Consider the following 16,364-nt stretch of genomic DNA (forward strand, 5'->3'; position numbering starts at 1 on the left):
CGTCGGTCCGTCGTGGCTCAGAGCGCCGGAGCCGGGGCGTACGGGGCGAGCTCCGCGGCCAGTTCCTCGTGCACCCGTACCTTGAGCAGGGTGCCCTCCGGGGTGTGCTCCTCGGAGATCACCTCGCCCTCGGAGTGGGCGCGTGCGACCAGACGGCCGTGCGTGTAGGGCACGAGCGCCTCGATCTCGACCGACGGCCTGGGCAGCTCGTTGTCGATGAGCGCGAGCAGTTCCGCGATGCCCCGGCCCGTGCGCGCCGAGACCGCGATGGCGCGCTTCTCCGTCCGCAGCAGCCGCTGGAGCACCAGCGGATCGGCCGCGTCCGCCTTGTTGATGACGACGATCTCGGGAACGTCGGTCGCGCCGACGTCCCTGATCACCTCACGCACTGCGGCCAGCTGCTCCTCGGGGACCGGGTGGGAGCCGTCCACCACATGCAGGATCAGGTCGGAGTCACCGACCTCCTCCATGGTGGAGCGGAACGCCTCGACCAAGTGGTGGGGCAGGTGCCGCACGAAACCGACGGTGTCGGCCAGCGTGTACAGCCGCCCGCTCGGGGTCTCGGCCCGGCGCACGGTCGGGTCCAGGGTCGCGAACAGTGCGTTCTCGACCAGGACGCCCGCGCCCGTGAGGCGGTTGAGCAGGGAGGACTTGCCGGCGTTGGTGTAACCCGCGATGGCGACCGACGGCACCTTGTGGCGCCGGCGCTCCTGGCGCTTGATCTCGCGGCCGGTCTTCATCTCCGCGATCTCCCGGCGCATCTTCGCCATCTTCTCGCGGATCCGCCGCCGGTCCGTCTCGATCTTGGTCTCACCGGGACCACGGGTCGCCAGGCCGCCGCTGCCGCCGCCCATCTGCCGGGACAGCGACTGACCCCAGCCTCGGAGCCTCGGCAGCATGTACTGCATCTGTGCGAGCGCGACCTGCGCCTTGCCCTCTCGGGACTTCGCGTGCTGGGCGAAGATGTCCAGGATCAGGGCCGTGCGGTCGATGACCTTGACCTTGACGACGTCCTCGAGGTGGATCAGCTGGCCTGGGCTGAGCTCACCGTCGCAGATGACGGTGTCGGCGCCCGTGTCGATCACGATGTCCCGCAGCTCCTGGGCCTTGCCGGAGCCGATGTAGGTGGCGGCGTCGGGCTTGTCGCGGCGCTGGATCACACCGTCCAGCACGAGCGCGCCCGCGGTCTCCGCGAGGGCCGCCAGCTCGGCGAGCGAGTTCTCCGTGTCCTGCACGGTCCCCGAGGTCCACACCCCGACGAGCACGACGCGCTCGAGGCGCAGCTGCCGGTACTCGACCTCGGTGACGTCCTCGAGTTCGGTGGAGAGGCCCGCCACGCGGCGCAGCGCCGCGCGCTCGGAGCGGTCGAACTGGTCGCCGTCCCGCTCTCCGTCGAACTCGTGGCTCCAGGCGACGTCCTCTTCCATCAGGGCATCGGCCCGAAGACCTTCGGGGTAGGCGTGCGCGAAGCGCTGGGTGTCCTGGGAAGGGGAAGAAGAGGAGGTCATTGGGTCCTTACGTCGTTGGGGATACCGCTTGCGGCGGCGGAGCCGGCCGCTTGGGCCGCACACCTCGCCACTCTTGACAACGCTCGAGCGGACCGGGACATTCCCGGCCGTCCGCGCCCTGGGGCCGCGCCGCCGACCCGACGATGGTCGCACGGCGCGGCCCGCCCCGTCATCCGACTTACCGCGTGCTCGCGGAGGGCTGTACCGGGTCGCTCTTCCAGTCCGGGTGCCCTGGCATCGGCGGGGTCTTCTCGTCGTGGAGCCAGCCCTGGAAGAACGCACCGAGGTCGCGTCCGGCGACGTAGGACGCCAAGCGTTCGAAGTCGGCCGTGGTGGCCGTACGGTCCCGGTGCACGGCCACCCAGAGCCGCTCCAGACGCTCGAACGCGGAGCGTCCGATCTCCTGACGCAGCGCGTACAGGACGAGCGCGGCGCCGTCGTAGACGTTCGGGCGGAAGATGCTGATCTTCTTGCCCGGATTCGGCGATCTGGGGGCGGCCGGGGGTCCTCCGACGGCGCGCCAGGTGTCGGAGAGGGTGTACGCCGCCTTCATACGGGTCTTTAGGGCCTTGCCCGCGGTCTCCTCCGCGTACAGGGCCTCGTACCAGGTGGCGTGCCCTTCGTTCAGCCACAGGTCGGACCAGGTGCGCGGGCTGACGCTGTCCCCGAACCACTGGTGGGACAGTTCGTGCACCATGATCGACTCGACGTACCACTTGGGGTATGCGGGCTCGGTGAAGATGTTCTTCTCGAAGAGGGAGAGCGTCTGTGTCTCCAGTTCGAAACCGGTCTGGGCCTGGGCGATCAGCAGGCCGTACGTCTCGAGGGGATAGGGGCCGAGCTTCTCCTCCAGCCAGGCGATCTGCTCGGGGGTCTTCGCCAGCCACGGTTCGAGGACCTTCGCGTCGGCGGCGGGTACGACGTCGCGGACGGGCAGTCCGTTCGGTCCCCTGCGGTGCAGCACGGCGGTGTGGCCGATGGAGACCTGGGCCAGTTCGGTCGCCATGGGGTGGAGGGTGCGGTAGGTCCAGGTGGTGGCTCCGCCCGTGCGCTGCCTGCCCAGCGGCACACCGTTGGCCACGGCCGTGTAGCCGTCGGGTGCGGTCACGTGGAAGGTGAAGACCGCCTTGTCGGAGGGGTGGTCGTTGCACGGGAAGACCAGGTGGGCGGCGTCGGCCTGGTTGGCCATGGCGAGCCCGTCGTCGGTCCGCACCCATCCGCCGTCCTGGCCGTCCGGGGACACCGGGTTGCTCGTGTGACGCACGGTGATCCGCAACACGCTGCCTCTGGGGAGCGGGATCTCCGGTGTGATCATCAGGTCCTCCCCGGCGCCGGTGAAGGCCGCGGGAGCGCCATTGACCTCGACGGACTGCACCGTGCCACGTGCGAAGTCGAGGTTGACGCGATCCAGGCGCTCGGTGGCGCGCGCCCGGATCGTGGTGACGGCGCTGAGGGGCTTGCTGTTGCTGCCGGGGTAGGTGAAGGCGAGGTCGTACGAGAGCACGTCGTAGCCGGGGTTGCCGAGCGTCGGGAACAGCCGGTCGCCGAGGCCGAGCGGTGCGGCGGGCGGGGAAGCGCCGGCGGCGACGAGACAGCCGGAAACGGCGGAGACCAGCAGGGCGGTTCTGGCGCGGCGGGCACGGGGGATCACGGAGCGGAGGCTGAGCGGCATGGACCACGGCTACCAGCGCGCACCGCTCGCGAGGTGACGGCGCGCGCCGGTCCCACCCGAACGGTTCAGCCCGGGCTGTCCCGCGCGTTGCCCCCGCAGGTCGGAAGGCTAATGGGCGGCCGCGGGGTGCTGCGCGCGGCTCACGTCGAAGACGCCGGGCACGTTGCGCATTGCTCGCATCAGGGCCGGCAGGTGCGCCGCGTCCGGGAGTTGGAGCGTGTACGTATGGCGCACGCGCTGCTGGCTGGGCGGTTCGACGGTGGCGGAGACAATCCCCGCGCCCTCCAGGGCGATTGCTTCGGTGAGGTCCGCGAGGAGGTGCGGGCGCACAAAGGACTCGGCGACGAGCGTGACCCGGCAGTGTGTGGTGTCGCCCCAACGCACACCGACCTCCTCGCGCCCGGCGCTCTTCATGCGCGCCACTCCGGCGCATTCGATGCGATGGACCGTCACCACGCCCCCGCGGACGGCGAATCCGGTGACCTCGTCGGGCGGCACGGGTGTACAGCAGCCCGCCATGCGGACGGAGGCGCCGGGCAGGTCGACGACAGCGTTGGCGGTGCGTGCGCCCGGCGCGTCAGGGGTGGGGCCCGCGGGCGGCGCAGGCGGGCGGGCGGCGGTCAGGTGTGCGGTGCCGCGCGCCGTGGCGCCGACTGTGGAGGCATCGGCGCCGTGCCGCGCGTCGCCCGGTTCCGACGCGTCGTCGGACGTGTCGCCCAAGGCCGGACGGGCCGCGAGCCGACGCTGGATGGCGATCCTCGCGACGGGCGTGTACGCATGCTCCAGCCACTCCTCGGAGGGCTCCGATGCCGGGTCCTGGCCCATCAGAAGCTGAACGGTGTCGCCGTCCTTGAGGACCGTGCTCAGGGTCGCCAGCCGGCCGTTGACCCGGGCCCCGATACAGGCGTGCGCGTCCTCGCCGTACTGCGCGTACGCCGCGTCCACGCAACTCGCGCCCTCCGGGAGCCCCAGTGCGCCGCCGTCGGCGCGGAACACGGTGATCTCCCGGTCCTGTGCGAGGTCCTCGCGCAGCGTCGACCAGAAGGTGTCGGTGTCGGGGGCCGCCTCCTGCCAGTCCAGGAGCCTGGAGAGCCAACCGGGGCGCGTCGGATCGGCGCGCTCGCCGTCGGCCGGGTCGTCGGAGGACGGAGCGTAGGGGTTGCCGAGCGCGATGACGCCGGACTCGGCGACCTTGTGCATCTGGTGCGTGCGAATGAGGACTTCGGCGACCTCGCCGTCCTCGCGGGCGACCGCGGTGTGCAGCGACTGGTACAGGTTGAACTTCGGGACGGCGATGAAGTCCTTGAACTCCGAGACCACCGGGGTCATGCAGGTGTGCAGTTCACCGAGGACGCCGTAGCAGTCTGCGTCCTCGTTCACCAGCACCAGCAGGCGGCCGAAGTCGGCGCCGCGCAGTCTGCCCCGCTTGCGGGAGATGCGGTGGACGGAGACGAAGTGTCTGGGTCTGATCAGGACTTCCGACTGGATTCCGGCCTCACGCAGGACGGTCCGCACCTGGTCGGTCATCGCGGCGAGGGGGTCGTCGCCGTGCGCCGCGTTCTCGGCGATCAGTTCCCTCGTGTGCTCGTACTCCTCGGGATGCAGGATCCCGAAGACGAGGTCCTCCAGTTCGGTCTTGAGCGCTTGGACGCCGAGGCGTTCGGCCAGCGGGATGAGGACGTCGCGGGTGACCTTGGCGATGCGTTCCTGCTTCTCGGGGCGCATGACCCCGAGGGTGCGCATGTTGTGCAGCCGGTCGGCCAGTTTGATCGACATCACCCGGACGTCGTTGCCGGTGGCGACGAGCATCTTGCGGAAGGTCTCGGGTTCGGCGGCGGCCCCGTAGTCGACCTTCTCCAGCTTGGTCACGCCGTCCACCAGATAGCGCACCTCTTCGCCGAACTCCTCGCCCACCTGATCGAGCGTCACGTCGGTGTCCTCGACCGTGTCGTGCAGCAGGGAAGCGGTCAAGGTGGTGGTCTCGGCACCCAGTTCGGCAAGGATCAGAGTGACGGCAAGGGGGTGCGTGATATACGGCTCGCCGCTCTTGCGCATCTGCCCCCGGTGCGAGGACTCCGCCAACAAGTAGGCGCGCCGCAGGGGTTCCAGGTCGGCGTCGGAGTGGTGGGCGCGGTGCGCCTCCGCGACATGGCCGATGGCGTCGGGCAGCCGGTCGCGGGCCGCGGTGCCGAGCAGTGCGGCCCGCCCCAGTCGGCGCAGGTCGATCCGGGGGCGGCTCTTCCTGCGGTGCTCCCCTGGCGTCGCGGGGACGGGGTTGGCAGGATTCGTGGCCTCCGCACTCATTGGGCACCTCCGGCTGCGTGGACCGGCGGACGGGTGCCGCATGGCGTACGCGGCGCGGGGGATGGCAACGGTCCCCCGCCCGGGCCGGTGCTTGATGCTACCGAGCCCATCACGCCCGGCCGACCGGCTCTCGCCGAGCGTGAAACGGATCACCCATTCGAGCGAAGGCCGGAGGGTTTACGGTTTTGCGCCACGGGCAGGAGCGCCGACCGTCGATTCGATCGTTCCCGGTTGGCGCCGGGCCGCGGATAGAAGCGTTCAGAAGCCCTCCGGGCTGTGCTACGGAGCGGCGCGACCGTGCCGCCGACCGCGCTTTCCGGCCACTCGGCGGCACGCGGCGTCACCGTCCACGTGCCGCACCGAGCTTCGGCGCGCCCGGTTCGCCCGAGAGAAGCCGCTGGACGGCTCGCGTTCGGGCCATCCGCGACGATCCCCCGGCCAGCCGTCGGGCGACGGCGGACGGCACGCCGTTCCGGTCGGCGGATGGCGCGGCGCTTCCGGTTCAGCGGGTCGCGCGGTGCTCCGGTTCAGCGGGTCGCGGCCGCCAGCCACTGGGCGTCGATCTCGCCCTCGGCGACGATCACCGCCGGCCCGGTCATCTCGATCTCGCCGTCCGGGCGCTCGGTGATCACCAGAGTGCCGCCGGGGACGTCCACGGTGTACGTGGCCGGTACACCCGTCACGGCTGGATCGGCACCATCGCGGCGGGCCGTGGCGACGGCGACCGCGCAGGCACCCGTTCCGCACGAGCGGGTCTCGCCCGAACCGCGCTCGTGGACGCGCATCGCGACGTGTCCGGGTGCCCGGTCTGCCACGAACTCGACGTTGACTCCGTCCGGGTAGGCCGAGACCGGGCTGAAGGGCGGAGGACTGTACAGATTGCCCGCATGGCCGAGGTCGTCGACGAAGGCGACCGCGTGGGGGTTGCCCATGTTCACGTTGCGCGCGGGCCAGCTGCGCTCGCCGACGCTCACCGTGACGTCTCCCTCGGGCAGGACCGCTCTGCCCATGCCGACGGTGATGTCTCCCTCGGCCGAGTCACGGCCGGGCCCGGGCTTGGCGATGTGCACGGTCTTCACACCCCCGCGCGTGGCGACCGCGAGATCCCCCTCGGTCACGTACCCGGCGCGCTGGAGGTAGCGCGCGAAGACGCGTACGCCGTTGCCGCACATCTCCGCGATCGAGCCGTCCGCGTTGCGGTAGTCCATGAACCACTCCGCGTCGGCGGCCATCTCCCGGGCCTCGGGATGCGCCGCGGAACGCACCACGTGCAGCAGACCGTCGCCGCCGATGCCCGCGCGGCGGTCGCACAGGGCGGCGACGGCGGCCGGGGGCAGGTCGAGGGCGTTCTCCGGGTCGGGGATGATCACGAAGTCGTTCTCCGTGCCATGCCCCTTGAGGAAGGCGATCCGCGTGCTCATTCCTCGATCGTACGGGGTCGGTACGACACCACGGACCGCACGTCAGTGGTACGGCTGCCCGGCGGACGGACCTCGCGGCCTCAGCGCAGCCGGGCCACCCGCCACACGGCCAGCACCACGACCACGGCGACCAGCCCGGCGTAGGCGAGGGCCACCCGCCAGTCCGGACGGCGCCCGGAGCCGCGCTGGGGCACGCCGGGCCAGGTGTAGCCGACACGCCGCGCGGCCATCATGCCCCAGCCCGCCGCGCACGAGCAGATCAGCAGCCCGAGCATGGCGACCACGGCACCGCCGTCGCCGAACTCGAAGGCCAGCGGGAAGGCGAACATCAGCGAGCCGACCGCCGCGAGCGCCACGATCGGGGCGAGCTGCCAGGTGCGCAGCCGGCGCTGCGGGCGCAGCTCGACCTCGACCTCGTGCCCGGCGGTCAGCTCGTGCGCCTCCGGCCCGTCGGCGGTCACGCCGCCGGTCGGGTGCTCGTCGGGCCCGTCGGAGCTGAGCCTCTCGTCCACGCCCTCGTCGCTGCCGTACTCCGCGCCTTGAGCGGTGTCGCGAGGGCCGGCCTCCATCGCCACGTGCCCTCCCAACTCGGACTCACTTGGTCGATCGAAGCTCGATGATGGCATGCCACAGGCGGCCCAAATGACGGCCGGAGCGTCCCGATGCCATCACGTGATCAGGCTGTAACCGGTCGTTCGACCAACGCCAGTGCGAGGTGCGGGAGTTCCGTTCGGTCCGCTGCAGCACCGCTGAGCCAGTGCACGCGCGGGTCGCGACGGAACCAGGAATCCTGACGGCGCGCGAAGCGCTTGGTGGCGCGTACGGTCTCGGCGCGCGCCTCTTCCAGGGTGCACTCCCCCGCGAACGCCGCGAGCACCTGCTGGTATCCGAGCGCACGGGACGCCGTGCGTCCCTCTCGCAGGCCCTGCGCCTCCAGCGCGCGTACCTCGTCCACGAGCCCGGCCTCCCACATGCGGTCGACGCGGCGTGTGATGCGCTCGTCGAGCTCGGGGCGGGCCACGTCGACGCCGATCTGCACGGTGTCGTAGACCGAGTCGTGACCCGGGAGATTGGCGGTGAAGGGCAGCCCGGTGATCTCGATGACCTCCAGGGCCCGGACGATACGGCGGCCGTTGCTGGGCAGGATCGCGCGTGCCGCCTCCGGGTCGGCGGCGGCCAGGCGCGCGTGCAGCGCTCCGGAGCCGCGCAGGGCGAGCTCCTCCTCGAGCCGGGCGCGCACCTCGGGGTCGGTTCCGGGGAACTCCAGGTTGTCGACCGCGCCGCGTACGTACAGCCCGGAGCCGCCGACCAGGACGGGCCAGCGGCCCTCGGCGAGCAGTGCGTCGATCCGCGCGCGGGCGAGGCGCTGGTACTCGGCCACGGACGCCGTCACGGTCACGTCCCAGATGTCCAGCAGGTGGTGTGGCACGCCGCCGCGCTCCTCGGGCGTCAGCTTGGCGGTGCCGATGTCCATCCCGCGGTACAGCTGCATGGAGTCGGCGTTGACGACCTCCCCACCGAGGCGCTGGGCCAGGAACACGCCCAGATCGGACTTTCCGGCCGCGGTCGGTCCGACGACGGCGATGACCCGCGGCGCGGGCGTTGCACTACTCACCGCAACAGTTTCGCAAACCTCCGGACCTCGCCTCGAACGAGTTAGGTGACGCCCTCGATGCGGGTTCGTTGCCCGTTGTGAGGTCCCGGCCGCCGCTTCGAGAGCGGGTGAGCCGGGAGATGCAAGCGGGCACACCGAGCTACGCGGTATTTCGCCCGCACGAGTAATGTATGGAGTTGATATGGGCGTTTTTGCACGGCTTTTCCCGAGGTCGAGGACGACGGAGGAGGTGCGGCCCTCGGAGGCGGAGGCTCCGCAGCCGACGGCCCCGGCCCAGCCGCAGGCGCCGGACGAGGCGAAGGATCCGGTCACATCCGGGACCGAGGCCGCGCCGGGGGTCACGGTGGAGGAGCCGGCGCAGGCCGCCGTCGAGAAGGGTGTCGGGATTCCCAGGCAGCAGTCCGTGGACATGGCCGCCGACCGCGAGGCCGACGAGGGCGCCCGCACGTAACTGCCTCCGCAAGGGAAGGTGGATCATGCGTCTCGTGGACAATCTGAAAGTCAAGGTCTCGGAGTTCGCGCAGCAGCACGAGGGGAAGGTCGATCGCGGCCTGGAAAAGGCTGCGAAGGTGATCGACGAGAGGACCAAGGGCAAGTACAGCGACAAGATCCACACCGGCACGGACAAGGCGAAGGGCGCGATGGAACGCATCGCCCACCGCGACACGGGCCCGGCGGGCGCCGCGGGGATGCCACCGGAGTCCGGCACGGGAGAGACGCCGCCGGAAAATCGGCCACCGTCGGCCTCCTGACCCGGCAGACGGCACATCGGCGGACGGCCGTGAGGCGCACAGCCTCCCGGCCGTCCGCCGTATCGGGGCACCGGCCGGGACGCGGGCCACGCATGCGCTACGACCAGGCCGCCACCAGGTACCCCACCCCGTACGGTGCGTCGTCGTACAGAAGCGCGCCCGACAGGCCCGCGCCCTCGGCGGCGCCCGCCATGATCTGCCAGGGGGCCCGGCCGCAGGCCTTCAGTTCCCGGGCCAGGTCCGCGTCCAGCGCCTTCAGGCCCGCCGTGTCCGCCGCCGCGAGCGCTCGCGCGACCTCCGCGTCGAAGCCGGCCGCGCGCTCGTCCAGGTAGCCGGGAGCCTTGAGCGTGCGGCACGCGCTCGCGTCGCCCATGACCAGGAGGGCCACGCGCTCGTCCGGACCGGCCAGCCCAGCTCCGAGCGCGGTACACCGCTCGGGCGCGAGGGACTCCGCCACGCCCAGTCCCTCCAGGGGGGCGTCCGCCCAGGCGGTCCGCTCCAGCAGCCACGCGGCGACCGCGAGCGAGGGCGGAAGCTCGCGACCGGACCCCGCGGGGCCCGCTCCGCCGGTGCCCAGCCGTACACCGACGTCCACGCCGAACCCGCGGAAGGATCCCCGGGTGCCCTCGGGGTACGGGACGTGCCCGCTCTCCTCGGCGGGTCCGACGATCACCAGCCGGTCCGGCCGCGCGGCGGCGAGCACGCCGAGCGCGTCCAGACACGCGGCACGGGCACCGTCCAACTCGGGAGCGGCGCCCGCGGCGACCTCGGGCACGAGCAGCGGCGGACAGGGACAGACGGCGGCGGCGACAAGCATGATCCGCAGCGTAACCCCGCCGGACGGCGGCACGTCATTGCCCTGCGGGCGCGGGAGTGGACCGCGAGAGCCGACGGCGAGAAGGGCGCAACCGAACACACGCCGGTGACCGCCGGGCGTTGCCGACGATCAGGCCGGTCACGCCCAGCGCACAACAGTGCAGGGAGGGTGGCCGGGCCGACGGCGTCCGCTGGGACCGCGCCCGCCCCGCCGACCGCGACGTCAGTCGCAGCCGCACGCGCCCGCGGACGCCACAGGCAGGGGCTCGGGGGCGCCGATCTTCGGTAGCCCGAGCATCACCCCGGCCGGCTTGGCGGCCTCCGCGGCGTTCCGCTTCTCCCACGCGTCGCCCGCGCGCGTCCGGCGTACGCCGAGGACGGGTCCCTCGGCCAGGAGGTGGTGCGGGGCGGCGTACGTGATCTCGACCGTCACCACGTCGCCGGGACGGACCTCCTCGTCCGGCTTGGTGAAGTGGACCAGACGGTTGTCGGGGGCACGGCCGGAGAGGCGGTGGGTCGCACCGTCCTTGCGGCCCTCGCCCTCGGCGACCATCAGCTCCAGGGTGCGGCCGACCTGCTTCTTGTTCTCCTCCCAGGAGATCTCCTCCTGAAGGGCGACAAGACGCTCGTAGCGTGCCTGTACGACCTCCTTGGGGATCTGGTCCTCCATGGTGGCGGCGGGTGTGCCGGGCCGCTTGGAGTACTGGAAGGTGAAGGCCTGCGTGAACTGGGCCTCGCGGACGACGTGCAGGGTCTGCTCGAAGTCCTCCTCGGTCTCGCCGGGGAAGCCCACGATGATGTCCGTCGTGATCGCCGCGTGAGGGATGGCGGCCCGCACCTTCTCGATGATCCCCAAGTAGCGCTCCTGGCGGTACGAACGGCGCATCGCCTTCAGCACCGTGTCCGAGCCGGACTGGAGCGGCATGTGCAGCTGCGGCATCACGTTCGGCGTCTCGGCCATGGCCGCGATGACGTCGTCGGTGAAGTCGCGGGGGTGCGGCGAGGTGAAGCGGATCCGCTCCAGCCCCTCCACCTTGCCGCAGGCCCTCAGCAGCTTGCTGAAGGCCTCGCGGTCGCCGATGTCGGAGCCGTACGCGTTCACGTTCTGCCCGAGCAGGGTGATCTCCGAGACGCCCTCGGCGACCAGTGCCTCGACCTCGGCCAGGATGTCGCCGGGGCGACGGTCCTTCTCCTTGCCGCGCAGCGCCGGGACGATGCAGAAGGTGCAGGTGTTGTTGCAGCCGACGGAGATCGACACCCACGCCGCGTACGCGCTCTCGCGGCGCGTGGGCAGCGTCGAGGGGAACGCCTCCAGCGACTCGGCGATCTCGACCTGCGCCTCCTCCTGCACCCGGGCGCGCTCGAGCAGGACGGGCAGCTTGCCGATGTTGTGCGTACCGAAGACGACATCCACCCAGGGCGCCTTCTTCACGATGGTGTCGCGGTCCTTCTGCGCGAGACAGCCGCCGACCGCGATCTGCATCCCGGGCCGCGTGGCCTTCTTCGGCGCGAGGCGGCCGAGGTTGCCGTAGAGACGGTTGTCGGCGTTCTCGCGAACGGCGCAGGTGTTGAAGACGACGACGTCCGCGTCGCCGTCCGAACCCTCCGGCGCCCGCACATAGCCGGCCTCTTCGAGCAGCCCGGACAATCGCTCGGAGTCGTGGACGTTCATCTGGCACCCGTAGGTGCGGATCTCGTAGCTCTTGGGTGCTGGAACGTCCACGGCGAGGCTCCGGTCGCTGCTGCTGGTCATGCCTCAAGGGTAGGTGGTCCCCCCACGGGTGCCCGTCCGGGACCGCCCAGCGGGCGCAGGCGGCTTCTGATTGATCGATGTGATCGGGTTGATCGGGTCAGGAGGCCCTGGTGCCGATCACATGCCTGCCGCCGGAGACGGTCGCGGCGGCGACAGCGGCGAGGAGCGCGAGGACGACGGCCGTGAACCACGTCGTCGCGGTGGTCACGCTCATGGAGCGGCTGGCGACGCCCAGGCCCACGGGCAGGATCGCCAGGCCGAGGTAGGAGGCGAGGAACAGTCCGGCGAGGGCTTCGCCGCGCCGGGCCGGGGCGGCCGTACCTGCCACGTGTCCGACGGCGGACTTGAACAGCACCCCGGCGCCGGCTCCGGCGACGATCCCGGCGAGCAGGAACACGGGCAGGCTGGCGAGGTGCATGCCGACGGCGAGGACGGCCATGCCCACGGCCTGGGCGAGCAGCCCGATGTACCAGCGCGTGAGGGCACGGAGCCGGCCGGTGCCCGTCTGGGCGGCCGCGGCGGCGCCGAACACGGCGAACACGACCAGTCCGGCCAGTGCGCGGGAGGGGTGGTGCAGGGTCCCGCCGACGAAGCCGGGAACCACGGAGGTGAACAGGCCGAACACGGCCATGGAAGTGAATCCGGCCGCGGCGGCGGCGAGGTAGCCGGGGCCGCCGGGGGTGGCCCCGACCCGCTGGGGACGGTGGCCGGCCTGACGGCGGGCTTCTGGGCGGTCTCGGGTGTCAGCGCGATGGCGGCCACGCCGGTCAGCAGCAGCACGACGAAGACCGCGTACGGCAGTCGGAGCGGCGCACCCAGGTACTGGGCGATGACGCCCGCGGCGATGGGGCCGACGCCCAGGCCGCCGATGTTGGCCACGGTCGACACGGTCTCGAACCGCCGTGTCGAGGCGCCGGGCCGGTGAGCGCTGTGCAGCTCGTGCAGATAGGCGGTGGCGGTCGCCGTCAGCATCCCGACACCGAGACCGGTGACCAGCCAGGCGGCGATCAGCACCGGCAGTGACGGGGTGGCGAGGAAAAGCGCCGCGGCGAGCAGTTCCAGCGCCAGCGCCGCCGTCATGACCTTCTTGCGGCCCAGCCAGTCCGAGAGGTGTCCGGCAAGGAACAGACTGGTCAGCACACCGACGGCGTAGACGGCGAACACGATGGTGACCGTGAACGTGGAGAACCCGTCATGAGCCTGGTAGAGGGGATACAGCGGCGTAGGAACCGTGGAGAACGCCATGGCCGTCACGAACACCCCGGCGACCGTCCAGAACGCGGCGCCGTACCGGCGGTCGCCACGCTCGTGCTCCGGGGCCGCGGCCTTCCGGCCGGGCACACGATCCGTACGCAGGCCCTTGACCGACGTCATCGACATCAGAGGACTCCGATCCGTTGACGGGGATTCCATGGGCGGTGGATTCCATCGACCGTGGAACCGGCGGCCTTCCTTCACCGCCTGCCGTTGCCAACATGTACGCGCAGCCGGTGTTTCCCGTACGGGAGAGATGATCCAAGATGATGGTTATCTGTGCATGAGATAGCCGAGGAGGATGGCCATGGATCTGCGGCAGATGGAGGTCGTCGTCGCCGTCGCCGAGGAGGGCGGGTTCAGTGCCGCGGCCCGGCGGCTGCACATCGTGCAGTCCGCGGTCTCCAGCACGGTCCGCGCCCTGGAGCGCGAACTGGGCGCGTCACTGTTCCAGCGCACCACCCACCGGGTGTCGCTGACCCCCGCGGGGCACGCCTTCCTGCCCGCCGCCCGCGCCACCCTGCGCGCCGCCGAGGAGGCCAGGGCGGCGGTGGACATCGCCCAGGGAGAGCTCCGCGGAGAGATCACCATCGGTGTGATGCAGGGTCTGTACGCCGGCCTGGCACTGGCGCTGGCGCACTTCCACCAGGAGAACCCGGGCGTGGTGGTCCGGCTGCGTCAGGCCCCGGCCGAAGGCCTCCCGAAGGCCCTGCGCACCGGAACCGTCGACCTGGCCGTGGCCGCCCTGGACACCGTGCCGCGCGGTCTCGGGACCCGGCTGCTGTCGCGGGAGGAGATGGTCCTGGTGACCGCCCCGAGGCCGAGCGCTCTGCCGCCCGAGGGGCCGGTGACCCTGCCGGAGGCGGCCCGTCTGCCGCTGGTGGACTTCTCCCCCGGCTGGGCGATCCGGCAGGAGGTCGACAGGGCCTTCCGTGCGGCGTCCCTCGAACGCAGCGTCACGTTCGAGGTGAACGACCTGCTGGCCGCCAGCGACCTGGTCCGGCACAGCCTCGGGGCGTGCATCATGCCCCCGTCGGTGGCCGCCCGGTTCCCCGACCTCCCCATGCGCCACTTCACCGCGCACGCACCGGTCTGGACGATCAGAGTCGTCCACCCGCACGGGCAACTGTCCCCCGCGGTCGCCGCGTTCCTGCGGCACATCAGATAGCCGTACCAGGACCAGCCTGTACAGGCGGCAGGCATCGGACGAAGCAGCGGCTCAGTTCGCACGAGCGGGACGTCCCGGCCTCCATGGCCGGACTCGATCCATTCGTGCGCGGCCGTCCGACGGCACGGCAGCACTGCGCTCAAGCAGGACTCAAGGTGCCCCGGGCAAGCTGGGCGCGCAGTCGTGTCACTGACGGACCTTGGGGGGAACAGGTGACCGTACACACCCTGCCCGACCTGCTGCTCCGGCGGGCGGAGCGGGAGCCTGACGCGGCGGCGTACCTGCTGCTCGACTGGCACGCCTCGAAGGGCGGTCCGGAGCGGATGCGCCGCCGGCAGATCGGTTACGGGGAGCTGGACCAGGCCGCTCGGCGGCTGGCCGCGTGGCTGCTGGAGCGGGGCCTGGGCGGACAGCGGGTGCTCGTTCTCCAGCAGCAGCCGGAACTGTTCATCGCGTCGCTCTTCGGCTGCCTGTACGCCGGCGCGATCCCGACGCCGGGCCCGGTGCCGAACGGGCGGCGCAGCGCCGACGAGCGGGTGCTCAGCATCGTCCAGGACGCGCAGGTGTCGCTGCTGCTCACCGACCGGGAGTCGGCGGCGGCCGTCTCCTACCTGGTGTCGGCGGTGGGCCGGGCCGGGCCGACCTGCCCTGCCTGGCCCTGGACGACTCCACCGCGCTGCCGGCCGCGGCGGACTGGCGGCCTCCCGGGTGGGACCCGGACGCGGTCGCCGTCCTCCAGTACACCTCGGGCTCGACGCGGGAACCGCGCGGCGCCCGGCTCACCCACCGCAATCTGCCGGCCAACCGGCATGAGCTGGGGGCGCTGCTGGGCACCGGCCCGCACTCGCGGGTCGGCGGCTGGCTGCCCTTCCACCACGACATGGGCCTGTCCGGACTGCTGCTGCACCCGCTGTGGCTGGGCACCGCAGGAGTGCTGATGTCCACCTCCGACTTCGCCCGCCGTCCGGGCCGGTGGCTCCAGGTGGTGAGCGAGTGCGGGGTGACCGTCAGCGGCGGCCCGGACATCGCCTACGAGCTGTGCACCCGCAAGGTCGGCGAGGAGCAACTCGCCGAGCTCGACCTGACGGGCTGGCAGGTCGCCGTCAACGGCTCGGAGCCGGTGCGGGCCCAGACCATGGACGCCTTCGCCGACCGGTTCGCGCAGGTCGGCTTCCGGTCGAGCGCGTTCGTACCGGCCTACCGGCTGGCCGAGACCACGCTGCTCCCCGCGGGCCGGCGCGCGGGGACCAGCGGGCCACCGCGCCCTTTCCACGCGGACATCGCGGAGCTGGAGTCGGGGCGGCTCGCTCCGGCCGCCCCGAGCCGGTCCTCCCGCGCCCTCGTGGGCTGCGGCACCACGGTGGCACCCGGCAACGACCTGCGGATCGTGGAGCCGGACACCGGCCGGGTGCAGAAGGCGTCCTCCCGCGCGGACAGGTACTCCTCCTCCCACTCCGTGGCCGCGCTCTGGCACAGCGGTACGACGGCGGCGTCGCCCAGCGGCGCGCCCTGCCACAGCCCGAGCCCCTGCTCCAGGAGCTCCTGGGCGGCGGGCAGGTCCTCGCCCTCCATCGCCCGGCGGGACCGGCCTATGTACGCGCGGAAGCGGTTGAGGTCTATGTCCTCCGGCTCCACGTCGAGGCTGTAGCCGGACGCCCGGGTGCGCAGCACGTCCGCCGCCGGGCCGTCCACCAGCTGGACCAGTGTTCGTCTCAGTCGCGACACATGTGCCTGGAGCGCGTTCTCCACAGTGGCCGGGGGTTGTCCCCCCACAGCTCGCTGTACAGCGTCGAGACGGGCACGACCGCCGGGGCCTGGATGAGCAGGCTCGCCGGCAGACAGCGTTGTCGCAGCCCTGGAACGGCGTGGAACGTGCCACCGATGCCGACCGCTATCGTGCCCAAGATCCGGAACTGCAAGAAGACCAACCCCCGTGTGCTCTCAGCCTGCGGCTCCGCGCCGCCCGTTCCGGTGCTTTCCGGAACAGGCGCATTGTGAGGGTGGGACTAGGTGACTGGTGTTAATCGTGTGAGCTCGCGTTGGGGATTCGGGCTGTGCCAGGCTGACGGGCGTTGGTCGCCGGGTGTGGGGAGAGGTTGAG

The 16,364-nt window shown here is 71.7% G+C and carries 12 protein-coding genes and 4 pseudogenes; 5 read left to right on the forward strand and 11 right to left on the reverse strand.

Features of this window, described 5'->3' with window-relative positions:
- Nucleotides 1-17 precede the first annotated feature (17 nt).
- The 6 genes from hflX to miaA form a co-directional block, all read right to left on the reverse strand.
- Nucleotides 18-1,508 (reverse strand): GTPase HflX, encoded by a 1,491-nt coding sequence (gene hflX / locus ACWDA7_RS18445; RefSeq protein WP_450605321.1) that lies wholly within the window; start codon nucleotides 1,506-1,508, stop codon nucleotides 18-20.
- Between the two features lie 178 nt (nucleotides 1,509-1,686).
- Nucleotides 1,687-3,180 carry a M1 family metallopeptidase gene (locus ACWDA7_RS18450; protein WP_450605322.1) on the reverse strand — a complete coding sequence of 498 codons (1,494 nt, stop codon included), beginning with the start codon at nucleotides 3,178-3,180 and terminating at the stop codon, nucleotides 1,687-1,689.
- Nucleotides 3,181-3,288: 108 nt separating this feature from the next.
- Nucleotides 3,289-5,484: a RelA/SpoT family protein gene (locus ACWDA7_RS18455; RefSeq protein ID WP_450605323.1), complete on the reverse strand. Its 2,196-nt coding sequence runs from the start codon at nucleotides 5,482-5,484 to the stop codon at nucleotides 3,289-3,291.
- Nucleotides 5,485-6,011: 527 nt separating this feature from the next.
- Nucleotides 6,012-6,905 (reverse strand): diaminopimelate epimerase, encoded by an 894-nt coding sequence (dapF, locus tag ACWDA7_RS18460; RefSeq protein WP_450605324.1) that lies wholly within the window; start codon nucleotides 6,903-6,905, stop codon nucleotides 6,012-6,014.
- 80 nt (nucleotides 6,906-6,985) lie between these two features.
- Nucleotides 6,986-7,474, reverse strand: a complete 489-nt coding sequence (locus ACWDA7_RS18465; RefSeq protein WP_450605333.1) for a hypothetical protein — start codon at nucleotides 7,472-7,474, stop codon at nucleotides 6,986-6,988.
- A 107-nt stretch (nucleotides 7,475-7,581) separates the two neighbouring features.
- On the reverse strand, nucleotides 7,582-8,520 hold the full coding sequence (miaA, locus tag ACWDA7_RS18470) for a tRNA (adenosine(37)-N6)-dimethylallyltransferase MiaA (RefSeq protein ID WP_450605325.1): 939 nt from the start codon (nucleotides 8,518-8,520) through the stop codon (nucleotides 7,582-7,584).
- Between the two features lie 181 nt (nucleotides 8,521-8,701).
- On the opposite strand from miaA, the gene ACWDA7_RS18475 reads away from it, so the two are divergent.
- Nucleotides 8,702-8,971: a hypothetical protein gene (locus ACWDA7_RS18475; protein ID WP_450605326.1), complete on the forward strand. Its 270-nt coding sequence runs from the start codon at nucleotides 8,702-8,704 to the stop codon at nucleotides 8,969-8,971.
- A 25-nt stretch (nucleotides 8,972-8,996) separates the two neighbouring features.
- Entirely contained in the window at nucleotides 8,997-9,272 is a 276-nt protein-coding gene (locus ACWDA7_RS18480; RefSeq protein WP_450605327.1) for an antitoxin, read from the forward strand.
- Nucleotides 9,273-9,369: 97 nt separating this feature from the next.
- On the opposite strand, the gene ACWDA7_RS18485 is transcribed toward ACWDA7_RS18480, so the two are convergent.
- The 4 genes and pseudogenes from ACWDA7_RS18485 to ACWDA7_RS18500 all read right to left on the reverse strand — a co-directional run.
- The gene (locus ACWDA7_RS18485) at nucleotides 9,370-10,089 is read right to left on the reverse strand and encodes a class III extradiol dioxygenase subunit B-like domain-containing protein (protein WP_450605328.1); all 720 of its coding nucleotides are present in this window, start codon (nucleotides 10,087-10,089) and stop codon (nucleotides 9,370-9,372) included.
- 222 nt (nucleotides 10,090-10,311) lie between these two features.
- Entirely contained in the window at nucleotides 10,312-11,841 is a 1,530-nt protein-coding gene (gene miaB, locus ACWDA7_RS18490; RefSeq protein WP_450605329.1) for a tRNA (N6-isopentenyl adenosine(37)-C2)-methylthiotransferase MiaB, read from the reverse strand.
- Nucleotides 11,842-11,938: 97 nt separating this feature from the next.
- Nucleotides 11,939-12,472 (reverse strand): hypothetical protein, encoded by a 534-nt coding sequence (locus ACWDA7_RS18495; RefSeq protein WP_450605334.1) that lies wholly within the window; start codon nucleotides 12,470-12,472, stop codon nucleotides 11,939-11,941.
- Nucleotides 12,473-12,603: 131 nt separating this feature from the next.
- A pseudogene (locus ACWDA7_RS18500) lies at nucleotides 12,604-13,254 on the reverse strand (MFS transporter); the annotation flags it as partial.
- 148 nt (nucleotides 13,255-13,402) lie between these two features.
- On the opposite strand from ACWDA7_RS18500, the gene ACWDA7_RS18505 reads away from it, so the two are divergent.
- From ACWDA7_RS18505 to ACWDA7_RS18515, 3 genes and pseudogenes are all read left to right on the forward strand, one after another.
- Complete coding sequence (locus ACWDA7_RS18505; RefSeq protein WP_450605330.1) at nucleotides 13,403-14,263, forward strand: LysR family transcriptional regulator; 861 nt, start codon at nucleotides 13,403-13,405, stop codon at nucleotides 14,261-14,263.
- Between the two features lie 83 nt (nucleotides 14,264-14,346).
- Nucleotides 14,347-14,844: pseudogene (locus ACWDA7_RS18510) on the forward strand (AMP-binding protein); the annotation flags it as partial.
- Between the two features lie 95 nt (nucleotides 14,845-14,939).
- A pseudogene (locus tag ACWDA7_RS18515) lies at nucleotides 14,940-15,620 on the forward strand (AMP-binding protein); the annotation flags it as partial.
- A 116-nt stretch (nucleotides 15,621-15,736) separates the two neighbouring features.
- Here the strand turns inward: ACWDA7_RS18515 and ACWDA7_RS18520 are convergent.
- Nucleotides 15,737-15,835 (reverse strand): annotated as a pseudogene (locus tag ACWDA7_RS18520) (hypothetical protein); the annotation flags it as partial.
- Nucleotides 15,836-16,364 lie beyond the last annotated feature (529 nt).

The organism is Streptomyces sp. NPDC001156 (assembly GCF_053598275.1).

Bases quoted from the DNA above. Each gene is read 5' to 3' on its own strand.
- hflX (WP_450605321.1), bottom strand. From the start codon at position 1,508: ATGACCTCCTCTTCTTCCCCTTCCCAGGACACCCAGCGCTTCGCGCAC.
- ACWDA7_RS18450 (WP_450605322.1), bottom strand. From the start codon at position 3,180: ATGCCGCTCAGCCTCCGCTCCGTGATCCCCCGTGCCCGCCGCGCCAGA.
- ACWDA7_RS18455 (WP_450605323.1), bottom strand. From the start codon at position 5,484: ATGAGTGCGGAGGCCACGAATCCTGCCAACCCCGTCCCCGCGACGCCA.
- dapF (WP_450605324.1), bottom strand. From the start codon at position 6,905: ATGAGCACGCGGATCGCCTTCCTCAAGGGGCATGGCACGGAGAACGAC.
- ACWDA7_RS18465 (WP_450605333.1), bottom strand. From the start codon at position 7,474: ATGGAGGCCGGCCCTCGCGACACCGCTCAAGGCGCGGAGTACGGCAGC.
- ACWDA7_RS18475 (WP_450605326.1), top strand. From the start codon at position 8,702: ATGGGCGTTTTTGCACGGCTTTTCCCGAGGTCGAGGACGACGGAGGAG.
- ACWDA7_RS18480 (WP_450605327.1), top strand. From the start codon at position 8,997: ATGCGTCTCGTGGACAATCTGAAAGTCAAGGTCTCGGAGTTCGCGCAG.
- ACWDA7_RS18485 (WP_450605328.1), bottom strand. From the start codon at position 10,089: ATGCTTGTCGCCGCCGCCGTCTGTCCCTGTCCGCCGCTGCTCGTGCCC.
- miaB (WP_450605329.1), bottom strand. From the start codon at position 11,841: ATGACCAGCAGCAGCGACCGGAGCCTCGCCGTGGACGTTCCAGCACCC.
- ACWDA7_RS18495 (WP_450605334.1), bottom strand. From the start codon at position 12,472: ATGGCCGTGTTCGGCCTGTTCACCTCCGTGGTTCCCGGCTTCGTCGGC.
- ACWDA7_RS18505 (WP_450605330.1), top strand. From the start codon at position 13,403: ATGGATCTGCGGCAGATGGAGGTCGTCGTCGCCGTCGCCGAGGAGGGC.